Annotated in this window: 14 protein-coding genes; 10 read left to right on the top strand and 4 right to left on the bottom strand. The window is 55.3% G+C overall.

Annotated elements, in window-relative coordinates:
- Positions 1-14 precede the first annotated feature (14 nt).
- Both ACZ5FK_RS05440 and ACZ5FK_RS05435 read right to left on the bottom strand, forming a co-directional pair.
- Positions 15-329, bottom strand: coding sequence for an AzlD domain-containing protein (locus tag ACZ5FK_RS05440; RefSeq protein ID WP_464806888.1), 315 nt, complete (start codon positions 327-329; stop codon positions 15-17).
- Positions 326-1,054 (bottom strand): AzlC family ABC transporter permease, encoded by a 729-nt coding sequence (locus ACZ5FK_RS05435; RefSeq protein WP_464806887.1) that lies wholly within the window; start codon positions 1,052-1,054, stop codon positions 326-328. The genes ACZ5FK_RS05440 and ACZ5FK_RS05435 overlap by 4 nt, the downstream gene beginning before the upstream one ends.
- A gap of 146 nt (positions 1,055-1,200) precedes the next feature.
- Here ACZ5FK_RS05435 and ACZ5FK_RS05430 point away from each other — a divergent pair, with 146 nt between their 5' ends.
- The 7 genes from ACZ5FK_RS05430 (at position 1,201) to ACZ5FK_RS05400 (ending at position 13,593) form a co-directional block, all read left to right on the top strand.
- Entirely contained in the window at positions 1,201-1,857 is a 657-nt protein-coding gene (locus tag ACZ5FK_RS05430; protein ID WP_464806886.1) for a TVP38/TMEM64 family protein, read from the top strand.
- 184 nt (positions 1,858-2,041) lie between these two features.
- A complete protein-coding gene (gene addB / locus ACZ5FK_RS05425; protein ID WP_464806885.1) occupies positions 2,042-5,533 on the top strand; it encodes a helicase-exonuclease AddAB subunit AddB in 3,492 nt (1,163 codons plus the stop codon).
- Complete coding sequence (addA, locus tag ACZ5FK_RS05420) at positions 5,517-9,224, top strand: helicase-exonuclease AddAB subunit AddA (RefSeq protein ID WP_464806884.1); 3,708 nt, start codon at positions 5,517-5,519, stop codon at positions 9,222-9,224. The genes addB and addA overlap by 17 nt, the downstream gene beginning before the upstream one ends.
- Positions 9,225-9,226: 2 nt before the next feature.
- Positions 9,227-10,411: a DUF418 domain-containing protein gene (locus ACZ5FK_RS05415; protein ID WP_464807373.1), complete on the top strand. Its 1,185-nt coding sequence runs from the start codon at positions 9,227-9,229 to the stop codon at positions 10,409-10,411.
- 68 nt (positions 10,412-10,479) lie between these two features.
- On the top strand, positions 10,480-11,379 hold the full coding sequence (locus ACZ5FK_RS05410) for a fumarylacetoacetate hydrolase family protein (RefSeq protein ID WP_464806883.1): 900 nt from the start codon (positions 10,480-10,482) through the stop codon (positions 11,377-11,379).
- Between the two features lie 79 nt (positions 11,380-11,458).
- Complete coding sequence (locus tag ACZ5FK_RS05405) at positions 11,459-11,833, top strand: YisL family protein (protein ID WP_464806882.1); 375 nt, start codon at positions 11,459-11,461, stop codon at positions 11,831-11,833.
- A 308-nt stretch (positions 11,834-12,141) separates the two neighbouring features.
- Positions 12,142-13,593 (top strand): alpha-amylase family glycosyl hydrolase, encoded by a 1,452-nt coding sequence (locus ACZ5FK_RS05400; protein ID WP_464806881.1) that lies wholly within the window; start codon positions 12,142-12,144, stop codon positions 13,591-13,593.
- A gap of 1,400 nt (positions 13,594-14,993) precedes the next feature.
- On the opposite strand, the gene ACZ5FK_RS05395 is transcribed toward ACZ5FK_RS05400, so the two are convergent.
- Both ACZ5FK_RS05395 and ACZ5FK_RS05390 read right to left on the bottom strand, forming a co-directional pair.
- Complete coding sequence (locus tag ACZ5FK_RS05395) at positions 14,994-15,848, bottom strand: DegV family protein (RefSeq protein ID WP_464806880.1); 855 nt, start codon at positions 15,846-15,848, stop codon at positions 14,994-14,996.
- 36 nt (positions 15,849-15,884) lie between these two features.
- Positions 15,885-16,694 carry a Cof-type HAD-IIB family hydrolase gene (locus ACZ5FK_RS05390; protein ID WP_464806879.1) on the bottom strand — a complete coding sequence of 270 codons (810 nt, stop codon included), beginning with the start codon at positions 16,692-16,694 and terminating at the stop codon, positions 15,885-15,887.
- A 213-nt stretch (positions 16,695-16,907) separates the two neighbouring features.
- Here ACZ5FK_RS05390 and ACZ5FK_RS05385 point away from each other — a divergent pair, with 213 nt between their 5' ends.
- The 3 genes from ACZ5FK_RS05385 to ACZ5FK_RS05375 all read left to right on the top strand — a co-directional run bounded on the left by ACZ5FK_RS05385 (position 16,908) and on the right by ACZ5FK_RS05375 (position 20,443).
- A complete protein-coding gene (locus ACZ5FK_RS05385) occupies positions 16,908-17,669 on the top strand; it encodes a prolyl oligopeptidase family serine peptidase (RefSeq protein WP_464806878.1) in 762 nt (253 codons plus the stop codon).
- 55 nt (positions 17,670-17,724) lie between these two features.
- Positions 17,725-18,033: a metal-sulfur cluster assembly factor gene (locus ACZ5FK_RS05380; RefSeq protein ID WP_464807372.1), complete on the top strand. Its 309-nt coding sequence runs from the start codon at positions 17,725-17,727 to the stop codon at positions 18,031-18,033.
- 262 nt (positions 18,034-18,295) lie between these two features.
- Complete coding sequence (locus ACZ5FK_RS05375; protein ID WP_464806877.1) at positions 18,296-20,443, top strand: ATP-dependent Clp protease ATP-binding subunit; 2,148 nt, start codon at positions 18,296-18,298, stop codon at positions 20,441-20,443.
- Positions 20,444-20,457: the final 14 nt, after the last annotated feature.

The raw sequence follows: 20,457 nt of genomic DNA, 5'->3' as shown, positions 1-20,457 counted from the left end.
CGATTTTTATTGATTCACATAAAAAGACTATACACCGCCAGCACCCCGACCGTCCCGAGCACGACGGTCATCAGCCCGCCGCCGAGAAGAGCGATCAGGAACGCGGCCGCAGCCCCGATGATGCCGAACAGTATATTCCCTTCCTGGACGAACAGGATGGCCGGGAAAATGAGGGCGCCGAGCACCGCGTAGGGGATATTCGCGAGAATCCCTTTGACGAGCGGCGGCAGCTCTTTTCCGTCGAGGAACGTCAGCGGCACCATGCGGGGAAGGTACGTGACGAGCGCCATGCCGAGCAGCATCCACCAATATACCGGAGTTCCGATCATGACGAACTCTCCTTTCCTGCGGGTGCGGCTGTCGCCAGCTTGCCGCTTTTTGCGTAAAGCATTTCAATGAGGACGGATGAAACGAGGGTCGATACGAGAATCGACCAGCCCGTCGACAGCCATCCGGTGAAGTGGAACAGCGAACTGAGCAGCGCCGCCGTTCCCGCAAGCAAGACGACTTTCCGGTTCCCTTTCATCGAAGGGACCAGAAGACCGACAAACATCGCGTACAGCGCGATCGACATGGCGGCTTGCAGGAATGCCGGCAAATTGGCGCCGATCACATGACCGACTGCTGTGAAGACGACCCAGCTGCCATAGGCGATCAATGCGACGCCGAACGCGAAAGATGTCGCCACTTTGCCTTCTTTCCTAGTCGCGATGACCGAAAAGGTTTCGTCGGTAATGCCGAATGCATAGACCGCCTTCACCCATTTCGGCGCGCGGTGCATCTTTTCATTCAATGACGCCGTCATAAGGAAGTGGCGGATGTTGACAATGAAGGTGTTAAGCACAATCAGCACGGGATCGACTTTTGCAGCGATCAGCTGAAGCGATATGTATTGGGCGGCGCCCGCGAAGACGAACAGGCTCATGGCCGTCGCCTCGATCAGGGACAGGCCGGTCGTCTTGGCGAGCAAGCCGAACGTCAGAGCGACGGGGAAATAGCCGATCGCGATGCTTGTGCCTGCTTTCAGGCCCGCCTGGAATGGTTGAGTAGACATGCGTTCACCTTTCTCTATTTGTTTCTGCAATTATATAATAAATGTGCGGATGATGGTATTCTATGAGTAAAACGGGAATACTCGAAAAAAGCGGGCGACTGCCTGATGAGTGAAAAGAGATTGTTTCATAGATGGGACGGGGTTCAATGGGAGACTGGTTCAGCGTTGAAAAACTGGAGATGTATGCAGAACATTATAAGGCGTTCGGTCCGCTGCTCGGCTTATTGCTGCCGTTCATCGAATCGTTTCTGCCGTTTTTGCCGCTTTTTGCGTTTGTCGTAGCAAATACGATCGCTTATGGCATCGTGTATGGATTTGTCCTGTCATGGGCGGGCACGGTGGTGGGCTCCTATTGTGTGTTTTTGATCATCCGCAAATACGGGCGCAAGCGGTTTCTCCGCTTCCTTACCAAACATGACCGCGTCCAGCGGCTGATCCAGTGGGTGGAGCGCAACGGATTCGGCCCGCTCTTCCTCTTCATATGCTTCCCGTTCACACCGTCTGCACTTGTCAATCTGGTTGCGGGACTTTCGAACATGAAGAAGAAAACATATCTGCTCGTCCTCATGGCAGGGAAATTTGTCATGATCTTCACGATGAGCTTTGTCGGGTCGGATATCAAAGCGCTGTTCACCCAGCCGATCCGGACCGCCCTCGTCGGCCTGCTGATTTTCCTGCTGTGGGTCGTCGGCAAATGGTATGAAAAACGGCTGGACAAGCGGGTCGAACGGGAATCGAGCAATTTTCAAGGGACGAACGAGGAAAAAGAGGAAAATGATACAGATGATGGCCGGCATGATTGACTGCTTGGCCGTCTTTTTTATTGTTCGGGGAAGCTTGCATGTTTAGTTAGCCGCCGATGTTTTCATTTACAAAAAACTGGATTCCTCTTCAGGAAGCTATCAGTTCCGGTCCGCCGCTTCTTTCGGTACAATAGGAAGATAGGGAACTTATATTGATCGAGAGACAGAGAGGGGTTGGAAGTCTATGACGCTGAGGTTCATTTCCGGACGCGCGGGAACAGGGAAGACGACGTTCATCGAGCGTGAAATCGCGGCCAGTCTCGCAGAGGAGCCGCTCGGACCTGCAATTGTGTTGCTCGTGCCGGATCAGATGTCGTATTCGATGGAGCATAGCCTGTCGGTCAATTTCGGGCTGAACGGGATCATCCGGGCGCAAGTATCGACGTTCAAGCGGCTCGCATGGCGGATTTTGCAGGAGACGGGCGGCATCACCCGCAAGGAAGTCGACGGATTTGGCTACCGGATGCTCGTGCGCAGTGTGCTCGAGGAGAACAAGGACGAGCTGAAACTGTTCAGGCAGGCGGCGAACAAGAAAGGCTTCACGGAGAAGATCGGCGGGCTCATGAAAGAGTTCAGCCGGTATTGCCTGGACCGGACCTGCCTGCTGGACCTTGGCAAATCGCTGGAGCTGGAAGACGCGCCGCGCACATTGCGCGACAAGGTTGAGGATCTGACGCTTTTATTCACGAAAATCGAGGAGAAGCTCGGGACGTCGTATGTCGACAGCGAAGGGCATCTGGCGCTTCTCGCTTCGCAGATCAAACATTCCGGGTTGCTCGCTGAAGCGGATGTATATGTGGACGGGTTCGAAAGTTTCACGGCGCGTGAATACGAAATCCTGACGGAACTGATGAAGCATGCGAAACGGGTGACGGTCGTGCTGCCGATGGAGGACAATCTGTCGGGGCATGCCGATCACGAGCTGTTCTTCAATCCGGTGCGGACCGCCCTCCGCCTGCGGGAGATCGCGCGGACGGAATCAGTCGATGTGGAGGAGAGCGTCCATCTCGGCAAGCCGCTCCGGTACCAAAACGATGAGCTCCGGTTCTTCGAAGAGTCCTTCGAGCGTTATCCGGTGCCTTCCCGTGAATCGGAAGGGTGCATCCGGCTCATGGAAGCGTCGGACCGGCGCGCGGAAGTGCATGCGGTCGCGCGGAAGATCCGCGAGCTGGCGATCCGGGGCGAGCGCTATAAGGATATGACGGTGCTGTACCGTCAGCCGGATAAATATGATGAGTTGATCGAGACGATTTTCACGCAGTACGACATACCGGTGTTCATCAGCCGGAAAAAGCCGATGCTCCATCACCCGCTCATCGAATTCACCCGTTCCGTGCTCGAAGCGGTGCTGTCGAACTGGTCGTATGAATCGGTATTCCGCGCGGTGAAGACGGATATGTTCTTTCCGCAAGGCGAGGATCTGTTCACCTGGCGGGAGCGGGGGGACCGGCTCGAGAATTACGTGCTCGCAGGCGGCATCCACGGCAAGCGCTGGTTCGACGAGGATCGCTGGATCGTCAAACGCTACCGGGGGCTTGAGAAGTTCAAGACGGTGCAGACCGATGAGGAGCTCGCGCAGCAGGAGGAACTGCATATGGTGCGCGATCTCGTGCGGGAGCCGCTTGCGCAGTTCGAGGCGCGGCTGCTCCGCGCAAGGAATGGACGCGAGGTGGCGGAGGCGCTGTTCTCGTTTGTCGAGGATATGCGTGTGTACGATAAAATTATCGACCTCCGCACGGAAGAGGAGCGGGCCGGCCGTCTCCTCAGCATGACGGAGCACGAACAGGCGTGGGATAACTGGATCAATGTGCTCGACCAGTTCGTGCTCATGTTCGGGGATAAGACGATGGATCCGAAAGAGGCGGCGCGCATTCTCGATGAAGGGTTCGATACACTTGAATTCACCCGCATCCCGCCTTCGCTCGACCAGGTGACGGTGACAACGATCGAAATGAGCAGCCTGATGGAAATCGATTCCTGCTTCGTCATCGGCGTGAATGACGGCGTCTTGCCGCAGCGGATCGAGCCGGAAGGACTGCTGTCTGACAGCGACCGCGAATGGTTTGCGAGAAGCGGCCTGGAGCTTGCACCGACTGCGAAGATGAAGCTGATGGACGAGGCGTATATGGCGTACCGCGCGTTCACCGCATCGCGGGAGCGGCTGTTCATCTCCTACCCGATTGCGGATGAGGAGGGGAAGGCCCTTCTCCCGTCGCTGTACATTTCCCGCGTCCAGCAGCTGTTGCAAGGGGTCCCGCTTGAGCTGGCTGTGACAGATCCGGGCGAGCTGCTGCTAGATGTGGACCAGATGGAGTACATCAGCCATCCGAGGACCGCGCTTCCGTACATGGCGATGAAAATGAGGGAAGCGGAGCATGCAGGCGAGGGGCTGGCTCCCGAATGGCAGGCGGTCATGGATTATTATGAGGACGATCCGCTCTGGGCCTCCGTCGCTGCTTCCGTGCTGAAACCGATGGCGGGCAATCAAGCGGAGCGGCTCGCGCCCGACTTGACGGAAGGCCTGTACGGCTCGTCATTCGTCTCGAGCGTCTCCCGCATCGAATCCTATTACAGCTGTCCGTTCCAGCATTTTGCGACATACGGCCTTGAACTCAGGGAGCGGATGGAGTACCAACTGGAAGCGCCGTCGATCGGCGATCTGTTCCACGCAGGGCTCAAGTGGATTTCGGATGAAGTCTCAAAACGGCGCCTGTCGTGGGCGGAACTGTCCGCGGAGCAATGCTGGGTGCTTGCGCGCTCCGCAATGGAGGAGATCGCGCCGCGTTTCTTCAATCAGATCCTGCTGTCGACGAGCCGCTACTTATACATCCGCCGGAAGCTGACGCATATTTTGCAAAGGACGATCTTGGCGGTCACGAAGCAGGCCGCAACGAGCCATTTCCATCCGGTCGCGGTCGAAGCGTCATTCGGCCTTGGCGAACAGCTGCCGCCGCTTGAGATTCCGCTTCGCCACGGCAATAAGATGAACCTCTGCGGCCGGATCGACCGGGTCGACGGCGCGGAGATCGATGGCAAGGACTATGTGCGCGTCGTCGATTACAAGTCGTCTTCCAAAGGTCTCGACCTTGCGGATATCTACTACGGCATCTCGCTTCAGATGATGACATACCTGGATGTGGCGGTGAGCAATGCGGCAGAATGGCTTGGCGTCAAGGCGGACCCTGCAGGCGTCCTGTACTTGCATATCCATAACCCGATGATCAAATCGGAGCTGGAGCTCACCGAAGAATTGATTGAACAGGAACTGCTGAAATCCTATAAGATGCGCGGATTGCTGATCGAAGATGCGGAAGTCGTCCGGGGAATGGATACGGATCTCGGGAAGACATCGAATATCGTGCCGGCCGCGCTGAAAGTGGACGGTTCATTCACGAAGGCATCCAAAGTGCTAGCGCCGGACGACCTGAACGTCATCCGCAATTTTGTGCGGAAACGCCATCAGCAGGCGGGGGACGGCATGCTGGCGGGGGATGCGCGTGTGTATCCGTATAAGCTCAAGGACCAGATGCCGTGCACGTACTGCGCATACCGGTCTGTCTGCCAGTTCGACCCGTCGGACCCGGACTCGGAATACCGCAATTACGAACCGCTCGATGCAGGGCAGTCGCTTGAGAAGATGAGGAAGGAGGTGCTTGGCGATGAACATTCCCGTTAAACCGGAAGACGTGACGTTCACGGATGCGCAGTGGAAAGCGATCTGGGCGTCAGGGAAAGACATACTCGTCTCGGCTGCAGCCGGTTCTGGGAAGACGAAAGTGCTGATCACCAGGATGATCGAGAAAGTGCTGGATGAGAAGAAGCCGATCGACGTCGACCAGCTGCTCGTCGTGACATTTACGAACGCGGCGGCCGCCGAAATGCGGCACCGCATGGCAGAGGCGCTCGAGGAAGCGATCCTGAATAAGCCGGAGTCCGTCCATCTGCGCCGCCAGCTCAGCCTGCTCAATAAAGCGCAGATTTCGACGCTCCACTCTTTCTGCCTGAACGTCGTGAAACAGTACGCCTATCTGCTTGATATCGACCCGGGTTTCCGTATCGCCGATCAGACAGAGGCGGCATTGCTGCGGGACGATACGGTGGCGGAAGTGCTCGAGGATGCCTATGACGCGGAGGATCCATCGGCGATGTACCGGCTTGCGGACAGCTTCACGTCAGACCGGAGCGACCAGTCGATTGAGACACTCATCGACCGGCTGTACGATTACTCGCGGGTCCACCCGTCTCCAGAGGCATGGCTCAGGCTCATTCCTCAGCAATACGAAATCGGGGAACAGGCGGCGATCGATGAGCTCGATTTCATCGGTTCCTTGAAACAGGCGATCAGAAACGGGCTGGAGGAAGCGGAACATCTGGCGACAGATATGCGCCGCATCGCTCTCATGCCCGCAGGTCCTGAACCGTTAGCTGCAACGGCGGATGCGGATCTGCTCTGGATCCGCGAAGCGATCCGGCGCATGGAGGAAGGCTCGTGGCAGGAAGCGTATGATTTCTTCACTTCGCTTACTTGGGTGAAGGCGGGAACGATCCGCAAGAACACATGCGACGAAGAACTCGCGAAGCGGGCGAAGGCACTGCGGGATTCGGTGAAGAAGATCGTCACGGGCCTGAAAGATTCCTATTTCACAAGGACGCCCGCCCGGCTGCTGGATGAAATGCGTCTGATGGCGCCGATGATGCATACGCTCATTGAACTCGTCATCGAATTCGGCAAGCGGTACGGCAATGTAAAGACGGACCGGGGCCTCGTCGACTTCTCTGACCTTGAGCATTATGCACTCCGGATCCTGTCGAAGGAAGAGGATGGAAAGCTTGTGCCGTCCGATATCGCGGGCGATTATCTCGCGCAGTTCGAGGAAGTCCTCGTCGATGAATATCAGGACGTCAACTTGCTGCAGGAAGCGATCATCCAGCTCGTCAAGCGCGGCAAGGAAAAGGACGGCAATCTGTTCATGGTAGGCGACGTGAAGCAGTCGATCTACCGTTTCCGCCTGGCAGAGCCGAATCTGTTCCTCGGCAAATATGCGCGATTCCTCCCGGATGACGGCGAAGAGGGCCTCAAAATCGACTTGAACGCCAATTTCCGGAGCCGGAAGGAAGTGCTGGACGCAACGAACTTCATCTTCTCCCAAGTGATGGGCGAGCGGGTCGGTGAAATCGATTATGATGAGGCGGCCGCCTTGAAATACGGCGCCCAGTATCCGGAAAAGGAGATGCCTGCGCGGCTCACCCTGCTGTATGACGGAGGCGGCGAGGAAGAGGAAGACGCTACGGAGCTGACCGGCCAAAGCCTGAAGAGTTCGCAAGCGGAAGCGCGTTTCATGGTGAGGCGGATCAAAGAGCTCATGGAAGCGGGCGCAGAAGTGACGGACGCGTTCAGCGGCAAAAGACGGCCGCTCGAGTACCGGGATATCGTCATTCTCATGCGCTCGATGACATGGTCCGGAGAGATTGCAGAGGAATTCAAGCTTTCGGGCATCCCGGTATACGCGGAATTATCCAAAGGCTATTTCGAAGCGCTTGAAGTGATGATCATGCTGAACACGCTGCGGGTCATCGACAATCCGTACCAGGACATCGCGCTGGCGTCGGTTCTTCGCTCCCCGTTCATCGGCATGACGGAAAACGAGCTCGCGGGCGTCCGGCTGGCTGATAGGAAAGCGCCATTCTACGATGCGCTGCGCTCGTTCATCGCGCAGGGCGGGGCGGGAATCGCAGCTGAAACACAGCAGAAGCTGCAGCGCTTCTTCATCATGTATGAGGACTGGCGGAATCTGGCGCGCCGCGGCTCACTCGCCGACCTTATCTGGCAAGTCTACTCGGATACCCATTATTATGAGATGGTCGGCGCGATGCCGAACGGCAAGCAGCGCCAGGCGAACCTCAGGGCGCTCCATGACCGCGCGATCGATTACGAAAAGACATCGTTCCGCGGCCTGTTCCGGTTCCTCCGGTTCGTCGACCGCATGCAGCGGCGCGGGGATGACCTCGGCGCAGCGCGTTTCGTCAGCGAGACGGAGGATGTCGTCCGCATCATGACGATCCACTCGTCGAAAGGCCTTGAGTTTCCGTACGTCTTCCTTCCCGGCATGGGCAGGCAGTTCAACAAGATGGATTTCAATGAGCCGTATTTGTTCGATCAGCATTTCGGCCTCGCCGTCAAAGCGATCGATCCCGACATCCGGATCCAGTATACGTCTCTACCGTTCCTGGCGATGAAAGAGAAGAAGCAGCTTGAGATGCGGGCGGAAGAGATGCGGATCTTATACGTCGCGATGACGCGGGCGAAAGAGCATCTCGAGATGATCGCTTCCGTGAAGGATATCGAGAAGTCGATCGGATCGTGGCAGGACGCACAGCTCGTCGAAGAAGGCGGCATGCTGCCTGAGTATGTGCGCTCCAGGGCGAACGGTTATCTGGACTGGATCGGCCCCGCGGTTGCACGCCACAGGGATTTCGGGAAGTTCGGCGTGACGCAGGGCGGCACGCTGCTGGATGATTCATCCCTTTGGGAGATCAATGCGTATCCGGCCGCCGGCATGGCAGAAGCCGAAGACCCCGCGGAAAAGGAAACGGCGGAAGAAACGGCGCCCGCCGTACTGCAGAAGCGGGACGGTTTACTCGAGGCGGAAATCAGAAGACGCTTCGACTTCGTCTACCCGCATATGTCGTCCGTACGGAAACGGTCCAAACAGACGGTGAGTGAACTGAAACGGCTGAGTCTGCTGAACGACGAGCCTGATTTCGATGATCTGTTCACGACAAGGGACGACGAAGTGAGCACGCCGTATCTGCATGACCGGCCGGCATTCTTGCGGGAACGGACGCTGACCGCGGCTGAAGTGGGGTCTGCGATGCATACGATCATGCAGCATATCGACCTTTCGGCGAAGCAGTCCGTTGCAGATGTCGAACGGCTCGTCAATGACTTGCTGCAGCGCCAGCTCATCACGCAGGAAGAGGCGAACAGCGTCAATGCGCGGCTCGTCGCCCGCTTCTTCGACACCGATATATGGAAGCGGCTGAAGGGCGCGAAGCGTGTGTTCCGCGAGCTGCCCTTCACCTATGCGCATGACGGCGAGGACGGCGACTACCAGATCCTGCAGGGGATTGCCGACTGCCTGTTCGAAGACAAAGGCGGCTGGGTCCTGCTTGATTACAAAACGGACAGAGTGCGCGGCCTTATGCAGGACGATGCACTCACGGAGGAGATGCAGCGGCGGTACGGCATCCAGCTCAGCCTGTATAAGAAAGCGATCGAGGAGATCACAGGCATCCGCATCACAGAATTGATCCTGTACCTGTTTGACGGGGAAAGGGTCATCCATATCCAGGAGGAATCAGTTTGAACATGACACCGACGCTGGGCAAACGGATCGAAGCGCTCGATCTGCTGCGGGGATTCGCATTGCTCGGCATTTTCATAGCGAATATGCTCACATTCCATTCGCCGTATTTCCATATCAATCCGTATTCATGGTTCACGGCGCCCGGGGATGTCGAGACATTCAAGATCATCAACATTTTTGTGGAAGCAAGCTTCTATCCGATTTTCGCGTTCCTTTTCGGCTACGGCTTGAACATGCAGTATGAGAAAGGGCTGGCGGCTGGCGTGAAGCATGCGCCCCTCATGGCGAGAAGGCTCGGGATCCTGGCGCTCTTCGGCCTTTTGCACGCCATCTTCGTCTGGACAGGGGACGTCCTGTTCTCCTATGCCGTGCTCGGATTTGCGATGATTGCACTCGTGCGGGTGCCTGCCAAGTGGCTCGCCTCCATTGCTCTCGTCATGTACCTGATCCCGTCCTTCCTCATGATCGGCCTTTTATTCATGTCGGAAAAACTGTGGCCCGATGCGATCATGGATGACTATGTCAATATCCATGCCATTGAGCTCGCAATCAGCGCATACGGGCACGACAGTTACATGGGGGCGCTCGTCTACCGCGTGAAAGAGTGGATGAGCATCGGCCTGACGGGAACGCTTCTCGGCATTTTCATCATTTTGCCGCTGATCATGCTCGGCGCGGCATTTTCGAAAATGAAATTGATTGAGCGGGCAAATGAATTGCGGGGCAAGATTGCTGCTGCCGCAATCATCGGCCTTCTCCTCGGAACGGCGATCAAGTCCCTTCCGTTCATCTTTGAGCCGCACGCTTCCATGCAGCTGCTCCAGCAGCTCATCGGCGGGCCGCTTCTCGCAATGGGATATCTCTGCCTGCTCCTGCTGTTGACAGGAATCCCGGTATTCAGGTCTGTATTCCGGCCGATTGGAAGAGCGGGCCGGATGTCGCTTACGACGTATTTATCACAATCGATCATAGCGACACTCATTTTTAACGCCTATGGCTTCGGCTTATACGGAAAAGTGGATCTGGCGACAGGCACATGGATTGCGGTAGGCGTCTTCGCCCTGCAGGTCATCTTTGCGGAACTCTGGCTGATGAAATTCAGGATGGGTCCGTTTGAATGGATTTGGCGCAAAGGGACATACGGAAAAAATATGCCGAAAAAAGAGGGAAATGCGCAAGGCTTGTAGAATTGGAATGCAGCAGAGCCGCATTGGTTCGCGAGTATCTTAGTAAACGAGGAAGGTAGGGCTAGCACATGAAACTGTTATCGTACCGGTTTGGAGGCAAGACGGCATTCGGTCCGAAAGTGAAGAAAGAGGAAGCGGTCTGGGACATCCTGGCCATTGCGGAAGCTTACGGAGAGACGGATTTTCCGCAGACGATCATCGAAGGGATTGCAGGCGGAATGGATTTCGTCGAGAAGGTCCGCAAACTTGCCGAAAAGGCGCGGACAGACGAAGAGTCTCATCGTTTCAAGCAATCATTTACGGAAATCGAATGGCTCGCGCCGATACCGCGGACGCCGAAAAACGTGCTTTGCGTCGGCAAGAATTATGCGGACCACGCAGCGGAGATGGGCGGGGAAACGCCGCCTGAGAAGCTGATGATCTTCACCAAAGCGCCGACCGCAATCGCTGCCGACGAGCAGGAACTGCCGGTGCACGCCGATGTGACGGACCAGCTGGACTACGAAGGGGAGCTTGCGGTCGTCATCGGCCGGAAAGGGAAGGGCATCCCGAAACAGCTTGCCTATGACTATGTATTCGGCTATACGATTGCCAATGATGTGACGGCCCGTGATTTGCAGTACGGCCACAAACAGTTCTTCCTCGGCAAGAGCTTGGAAGGCTCCTGTCCGATGGGGCCTTACATTGTCACCAAAGACGAGATCCCTGATCCGCATCAGCTATCGATCGCGACGAAAGTGAACGATGAGGTGCGCCAGAACGGCAATACGTCCACGATGATCTTTAAAATCGATGATCTGATTGCGGAGATCTCGAAATATGTGACGCTCGAGCCGGGGGATGTCATCCTGACAGGAACGCCTGCCGGAGTCGGCAAAGGCATGAACCCGCCGTCCTTCCTGAAAGCGGGCGACACGGTGAAGATTTCGATCGAGAACATCGGCACCCTCGTAAACCGGTTTGCATGAGCCAGTTTCCTAACGCGGCCATCCGAATCTATGATAGGATAGATGCGAGGAACTGTAGATTGAAGATGAGGTGACTGTTTTGGATTTCTTGTCAAATACGACGCACTTCCATATTTTTACGTGGGTCGTCGGAATTATTGTCTTTCTCGTAGCGGCATTTATGCCAGCGGGATCAAAAGGTAAAAAAATCACGCATATGATTGCGCGCTTATTCTATGTGCTCATCCTGTTCTCCGGCGTCATGTTGTTCATCAAAGGGATGGATTACAACATGGGGGCGCAGTACGGCATCAAGTTCTTGCTTGGTATCATCACGATCGGCATGATGGAAATGGTCCTCATCCGGTCCGCGAAACAGAAGAATGTCACAGTCCTATGGGTACTGTTTTTCGTATTCCTGTTCGCAACCATGTTCATGGGCTTCAAGCTGCCGATGGGCTGGGAACTGTTCTAAGGCATTGATCAAAAGGGGGAGCGCATATGCACCAGGCATCCGGCATGATCTTTTTCATAGCGGTCATTGTCCTGATGGCACTGTTTGCGCTTTCTGTCATTTTGACATACCGCAGGCAGCGGTCAGATGAAGAAGAATGATAAAAGGCGGAATTTCCCACGCGGGAGGTTCCGCTTTTTTGTGTCATCTTTTCACAAAACAGCCCAATTTGCATCTGTAATATTTCCGAATTCCTTACAAGTGATGGCGGCAGGCGAAAGGGTTTGGTAAAATGGCGTGAGACATGCGTTTTTTAGGAGGCCTTTGTAGTGAAATTGAACTATGTACGTCATGCCGTTTTGGCGGCATCTTTAGCATTTGCATCCATCCTTCCGGCAACGGCGCACGCGGCCAGCGACCGCACCGTCGCTGACGAAAGCATATACGACTTGCTGGTCGACCGGTTCAATGACGGCAACCAGGCGAATGACGAAGGGGTGAATCCGCAGGACCCGTACGCATTCAGCGGCGGTGATTTTGAAGGGGTCGCCAAAAGGCTCCAGCACATCATCGACATGGGTTTCACCATCGTGTCGCTCGGACCCGTCTTTGACACGGAGACCTATGACGGCAGTGAAGTGACGGATTACGGGAAAATGGAACCGCACTTCGGTACGGAAGATGAATTCCATGCGCTCATCAAAGAGATCCACAAGAAAGAGCTGAAAGCGATGGCGGACTTCCCGCTAGGTATCGTCGGCAGCGATCATGTATGGGCGAAAGACGGCAACCTGCCATTCAGCGACCTGGGAGACGGCAAGATCGCCTGGGACCCTGAAAGCAGCGCGGTGCAGGATGCACTTCGGGAAGCCCTGGTCGATTTCGTCACAACCTACGACCTTGACGGCATCCGCCTCACGAAGCTGGAGGACTTCAGCGACCGGTATTTGAATGAATTGATCGCTTCCGTCAAAGAGGCGAAGCCGGGGATCTACGTCATGACGAACGAAGAGAGCGAGGCGGATTTTGATTCCAAACCGGATCTTGAGAAGATGCGCGTGCTCCGCCAGTCATTTGTCGAAGTGAATCCCGATTCGTCAGGGATGACCCATTTCTCGAACGCGACGGAAAACGAAATGACCGAATTCGACGACCTGCTCGGCTCCCGTTTCACATACGACATCGTAGAGAAGCGGATGTTCCCGCCGACCCGCTGGAAACTTTCCGCAACCGCGCTCTTCACCTTGCCCGGCGTGCCGACCATGCCATACGGAACTGAAATCGCCGTGAACGGCAAAGAGGCGCCCGAAAGCCATCCGATCATGAACTTCAAGACCGACATGGAACTGAAGGACTTGATCGGCAACCTGAACAGCCTCCGCAACCAGTCGGAGACGCTGCGAAAAGGCAAATTCGAGCTCCTGTACAATGAACACGGCTACATCGTGTACAAGCGATCCTCCGATAAGGAAACATGGATCATTTCCATCAACAATACCGATAAGACCGCGGACGCCATGATCCCGGCCGATAAAATCGGAGCCAACAAAAAGCTCCGCGGTCTGCTCGACGGCGACTTGATCCGCGAATCCAAAGACGGCATCTTCCGCATCGTGCAAGACCGGGAAACCGCGGAAGTCTACATCGCCGACGAAGACAAAGGATTCAACACGCCGTACCTGATCGCCACCATCCTCGTCTTCAGCTCGTTCCTCGTCTTCCTGATCATCCTGATCCGAAGAGGACGCAAGACGGCGCAAGAGGGAAACATCCATAAATAAGACAAGCCTTCGCACTGGTGTCATCCAGCTGCGAAGGCTTTTTAAGTAGGGGAGGAGCGGCCGGATTTCGCAAAGTAAGCAACCCGCGCGATTTAGAAGCAATCGTGTGTAGGAAGTAAGCAACGATGCTGGTCAAGTAAGCAATGACGGCTCTAAACGAAGCAACGGCTAGGTCGAAATGAGCAACGACTGCTTGCTAGTGAGCAATAGCCTCCTTGGCATGGGCACTAGGCTGCGCGGATGTGGCGTCGCCATCCATGTAAGCAATCCACGCAAATAAGAAGCAATCATCAACCGAAAGTAAGCAACAGCACCAGTCAAATAAGCAACACCCACTCCAAACGAAGCAACGACTGGCGCAAAATGAGCAACAACCACTCAAAAGTAAGCAATAGCCTCTCGCGCACGGCGCAAGGCTGCACGAAACCGGCGCGCCATCCAAGTAAGCAATCCACACAAATAAGAAGCAATCGCCAGCCAAAACCAAGCAACCGCACCAGCCAAGTAAGCAACGCCCAATCCAAACGAAGCAACGACTGGCTCTAAATGAGCAACAATCCCTCAAAAGTAAGCAATGGCCTCCCGCGCACGGCGCTAGGTTGCGTGTAACCGGCCGTGCCATCGAAGTAAGCAATCCACACAAATAAGAAGCAATCGTCAGCCAAAACCAAGCAACAACACCAGCCAAGTAAGCAACGCCCGCTCCAAACGAAGCAATGGCTGGCGTGAAATGAGCAACAATCCCTCAAAAGTAAGCAATAGCCTCCCGTGCACGGCGCAAGGCTGCGTGTAACCGGTCACGCCATCCAAATAAGCAATCCACGCAAATAAGAAGCAATCATCAACCGAAAATAAGCAACAACACCAATCAAGTAAGCAACACCACCTCCAAACGAAGCAACGACTGGCGCAAAGTCAGCAACAACCACTCAAAAGTAAGCAATAGCCTCCCGTGCACGGCGCAAGGCTGCACGGAACCGGCCGTGCCATCGAAGTAAGCAATCCACACAAATAAGAAGCAATCGTCAGCCAAAACCAAGCAACAACACCAGCCAAGTAAGCAACGCCCGCTCCAAAAGAAGCAATGGCTGGCGCAAAATGAGCAACAATCCCTCAAAAGTAAGCAATAGACTCCCGCGCACGGCGCTAGGCTGCACGAAGCCGGCGTCATCATCCAAGTAAGCAATCCGCGCAAATAAGAAGCAATCGTCAGCCGAAAGTAAGCAACTGCACCAGCCAAGTAAGCAACGCCACCTCCAAACGAAGCAACAACTGGCGCAAAGTCAGCAACAACCGCTCAAAAGTAAGCAATAGCCTCCCGCGCTCGGCGTAATGCTTCCCACGCTACCAGCATCCACCCATAAAAAAGAGACGCCTGATCAAAGGCGTCCCCCGTCACTTCACTCATTCACTTTATTCAAAAAGAACATGGCAATGGTCCCGGGGCCGGAGTGCGAGCCGACTGCGGAGCCGATCATATGCACTTCGACCGCTTTCGGGTGGAAGCGCTCCTCCACTGCTTTTTTCACTTCGAGCGCGGTCGCTTCGTCGTCGCCGTGGCTGATGGCGATAATCTGTTCCGAGAGCTTGTCGCCGCGTTCCTCCATAAGGTCCACCATCCGTTTCAGCACTTTCTTGCGGCCCCGGTGTTTTTCGAGCGGGACGAGCTTGCCGTTTTCCACATGCAAGAGCGGCTTGATGTTCAGGAGCCCGCCGATGAAGGCGCTCGCCTTGGAGACCCGTCCGCCTTTCGCTAGGTAATCGAGGTCTTCGACTGTGAATAAATGCTCCATATGGGCGGCCATCGCGCGGATTTTCCGTTCGATCGTGCGCACATCATCCCCCGCGTCCCGCAGGCGGACCGCTTCTTCAACGAGCAGGCCATGTCCGAGCGATGCGCAGCGGGAATCGATGATGACGAGGTTCATCCCCGGATTGCCCTCTTTCACCTGATCCTTCATCATGACGCCCGTATTGTATGTACCGGACAGCTCGGAAGAGAATGCGATGTACAATCCGTCTTCTCCCGATTCTGCTAGATCCTTCCACAGTTCGTGGAATAATTCCGGTGATGCCTGCGACGTCTTCGGATGCCCGCCGCTCCGGATATCCTTATAAATCTCTGTAGAATCAATTTCCGCGATATCATCATATTCCTTGCCGCCGATCAACACACGCAGCGGGATGAGTGTCACGTCATTCTCCTGAAAGAACGACAATGGCAGATCGCATCCGCTGTCCGCATATATTCTCATGTACTACCCCTCCCAAAGGTTCTTTCTATATAGATTCTACGCCAGGCGCAATCTTTCCTCCAAGACGCGCGCAATTCCATCCTCATTATTCGAAAGTGTCACTTCATTGGCAATCGATTTCAGCCGGTCGATCCCGTTGCCCATTGCAACGCCGACCCCTGCATAGTCGATCATCTCAAGATCGTTGTCCTCGTCGCCGAACGCGATGATCCGCTCGCGGGGGATATCGAGCCACTTGGACACATGCGAGATGCCGACTGCTTTATTCAACCCGTGGCGGACAATTTCAACGACATCCCACGGAGCTCCCCAGCGTCTATGATCAATCACTTCCGCATGGACTTCCGCCAAATGCCTGCGGATCGCTTCGACATTTTCACTGTCAGACTGGATCAGCAAACTGGTCGGCGCGTCCGTCAGCGATTTCCTGATATCGCCTTCCTTGATGACCGGGTTGCCTAATTCGAATATGTCGAGAAGCTGCGCGTCATGCTTCTGCAAGTAGACATCATCCATCACTTCCGCGATGATATTCTCGATGGGGAAATCTTGCATCGCGTCAATGACATCACGGACGACAGGAAGCGAAATCGTTTCGTGGATCGTCTTCCAGCTTCTGTCTTTCGGATGGTGGACAAAGGCTCCGTTGAAATTGACGATCGGCGTCATGAGATCCAGCTGCTTGTAATAAACTTCACTCGCGCGGTACGGGCGGCCAGTCGCAATCATCACTTTGTGGCCATGCTCTTCCGCTTTCTTCAATGTATGTGCGGTCTTTTCGGATATGATCTTTTCATCTGTCAGCAATGTTCCGTCGAGGTCGAGTACTATCAAATGCGGTTTCAAAGGCAATTCCTCCAAGTTATACGGTTATTGTATTCTTTACTATAACACGCTTTGCTGCCAGTTAATCATTTCAACCCTTCATCGGGGAAGGTGCGCTGAAGGGTGAACTTAAGGGTGCAATGAAGGGCGCACTTAAGGGTGAACTTAAGGGTTCCCTTTTGTTTTTTTAGAAAAACTTTGTTACGCTCTACTAAAAGTCAGAAGGTGTTTATGATGATAAAAGTGATGGAAGAGACATGGAAAGGGATTCCGCTGCTGCATATCTCAGAGGAAGAAACAAAAGAAGACGCGCCGGCGGTCATTTTCCTGCACGGTTTTACAAGTGCGAAGGAACATAATCTGCATTATGCATACAATATGGCGAAGCAAGGCATGCGTGTCCTGCTGCCGGAAGCACATTTGCACGGCGTCCGCGCAGAAAATCTGGATGAAGTGCAGCTCAGCCTGCGTTTCTGGGAAATCATCTTGACATCGATCGAGGAAGTGGAACTGCTGCACGAAGAGCTGACAAGCCGGGGCATCCAGCGTATCGGGGTCGGCGGCACATCGATGGGCGGCATTACAACACTCGGCTGCCTTGCCGCCTATGACTGGATTGACGCGGCGATCGTCATGATGGGGGCGCCGGGCTTTGTGGAACTCGCCAAACACCAGATGGCCGGTTTCGAGCGGAAAGGGTTCGAGCTCCCGGTCACGCCGGAGGAACGGAAATCGCTGCTCGACTCGCTCGCCATGTTTGATTTGACGAAAAAACGGTCGCGCCTGGCAGGACGGCCGGTCCATTTCTGGCACGGCAAGCAGGATGCGGTCGTGCCGTATGAGCCGACGCATAATTTCTTCATGGCGGCGAAAGAGGATTACCAAAACGCGGCAGGACGTTTCACCTTTACGACGGACAAGACGGCTGGACACGCCGTATCACGCAGCGGAATGCTCGAGGCATGCGATTTTCTGGCAACATATTTGAATGAATAAGCAGATATTTGCTATGATGGAACCAGTACTTGAACGGAGAGGAGAATGGCTAATGATGGATGAAGATATGAAAGGCAGCCTATACGGGGCGCTTGAGAACGTCATCGACCCGGAGCTCGGCATCGATATTGTCAATCTGGGACTTGTCTATGATGTGGACCTTGACGATGAGGGGACAGCGCACATCACGATGACGCTCACTTCGCTCGGCTGTCCGATGGGCCCGCAGATTGTGGCCAATATGAAGCAGGAACTTTTGGAGCTGCCGGAAGTGAAAGACGTCGACGTCAACATCGTCTGGAATCCGCCATGGTCCCGCGATAAAATGTCACGCTATGCAAAAATGGCGCTCGGCGTCCGCTGAGTCAGAAGCCGTATGACCGTTTCAACAGGTCATGCGGCTTTTTTTGTGCATCCGGATATTGAATGAGAACTTCTCTGCAAAGCGGGTAAACATCGCGGTCAGCCTGATTTCTGCCGCCCCCGGCTTGCTGCGTTTTGCCCCGCCGAGCACGGGTAGAGAACATATAGTGCCTCGGGCAATCCTCTTTACTTTATCAGGAAATAGGACTATAATTAAATTAATCAAAGATAGTCAAAGTCAAACACAAATTTAAATGAGGTGAATGCGAATGAGAATGGATGGCGTACAGGAAGATCAGCGGACTCCGCTCGAGCAGTTTGGACGCAATCTAGTGGAAGAAGTGAAGAATGGAAAGATGGACCCGGTCATCGGACGGGATGAGGAAATCCGCAATGTCGTGCGGATCCTTTCGAGGAAGACGAAGAACAATCCGGTGCTCATCGGGGAGCCGGGCGTCGGGAAGACGGCGATTGTCGAAGGGCTCGCCCAGCGAATCGTCAAAGGGGACGTGCCGGAAGGGCTCAAGGACCGTCAGATTTTCGAGCTGGACATGAGCGCGCTCATTGCCGGTGCGAAATTCCGCGGTGAGTTCGAGGAACGGCTGAAAGGTGTCTTGAAGCAAGTGAAGGACAGCGACGGGGAAATTATCCTGTTCATCGATGAAATCCATACGATTGTCGGGGCAGGGAAGACGGAAGGCGCGATGGATGCCGGCAACATGCTGAAACCGATGCTGGCCCGCGGCGAACTGCACTGCATCGGCGCAACGACGCTCGATGAATACCGCATGTACATCGAGAAGGACCCGGCGCTTGAGAGAAGGTTCCAGCAGGTGCTCGTCCGTGAACCGTCGATCGAAGATACGATTTCTATCCTGCGGGGACTGAAAGAACGGTTCGAGCTCCACCACGGCGTGCGGATCCATGACCGGGCGCTTGTCGCCGCGGCGACGCTGTCGGAGCGGTATTTGACGGATCGCTTCATGCCGGATAAGGCGATCGACTTGATCGATGAAGCGAGCGCGATGATCCGGACGGAAATCGACTCGATGCCGCAGGAATTGGATTCGGTGACGCGCCGGATCATGCAGCTGGAGATCGAAGAGCAGGCGCTTCGGAAAGAGAAGGACACGATCAGCCAGACGCGTCTTGAGGCGCTTCGCGACGAATTGCAGGACTTGAAGGAATCCTCCTCGGGCATGCGGGAGCAGTGGACGAAAGAGAAAGAAGCCTTGCGTGCAATTCAGGAGAAGCGCGGCGAACTCGACCGGTACCGCCGTGAACTGGAAGATGCGCAGAACCGTTTTGACCTTAACAAGGCGGCGGAACTGCAGTACGGCAAGATCCCGGAACTTGAGCGGGAACTGAAAGAACTCGAAGGGCCCCTTGAAGGCAGCCAGGACAACCGGCTGCTCCGGGAAGAAGTGACGGAAGAGGAGATTGCGGCGATCGTCGCCCGCTGGACAGGGATCCCGGTCACGAAACTCGTCGAAGGGGAACGGGAGAAGCTCTTGCGGCTCCGCGAAACTTTGGAAGAGCGGGTCATCGGACAGGATGACGCCGTGCAGCTCGTGACGGAAGCCGTCTGGCGCGCCCGCGCGGGGATCAAAGACCCGAACAAGCCGATCGGATCGTTCCTGTTCCTAGGACCGACAGGAGTCGGGAAGACGGAACTCGCGAAGACGCTCGCCGCAACGTTATTTGATTCGGAAGACCATTTCATCCGGATCGACATGTCGGAGTATATGGAGAAGCACAGCGTGTCGCGCCTTGTCGGGGCGCCTCCAGGCTATATCGGCTACGAGGAAGGCGGCCAGCTGACAGAAGCGGTGCGCCGGAACCCGTACTCCGTCGTCCTTCTAGACGAAATTGAAAAGGCGCATCCGGACGTATCGAACATCCTGCTTCAGATCTTGGACGACGGCCGGATCACCGACAGCCAGGGACGCCTCGTCCATTTCACGAACACGATCGTCATCATGACATCGAATATCGGCTCGGCCTATTTGCTGGACGGCAAATTCGATTCGGAAGACCACGCGGCAGAAGACCTCGTGATGGCGGAGCTGCGGCAGCATTTCAAGCCCGAACTGCTTAACCGGATGGACGATATCATCATCTTCCACTCACTCTCCGGGGATTCATTCGGCCGGATTGCGGACAAGATGCTCGGAGACCTCGTCAAACGGCTCCGCGCGCAAGACGTGGACCTCGTGTACGACGGCAGTGTCATCGACTGGATCGTAAAGGAAGGGACAGACGCCGACTTCGGAGCACGGCCGCTCGGGCGTTTCATCCAGCGGCATGTGGAAACGACCGTTGCAAAAGAGATCATCAAAGGCGACATCTCGGAAGGGCAGCGCCTCCACTTATCCATGGAAGACGGCAAACTGCTCGTGACGAAGGAATAACAGGAAAAGAGCCA

The organism is Sporosarcina sp. GTC18466, from assembly GCF_055389225.1.
This window is presented reverse-complemented; position numbering and strand designations above follow the sequence as displayed.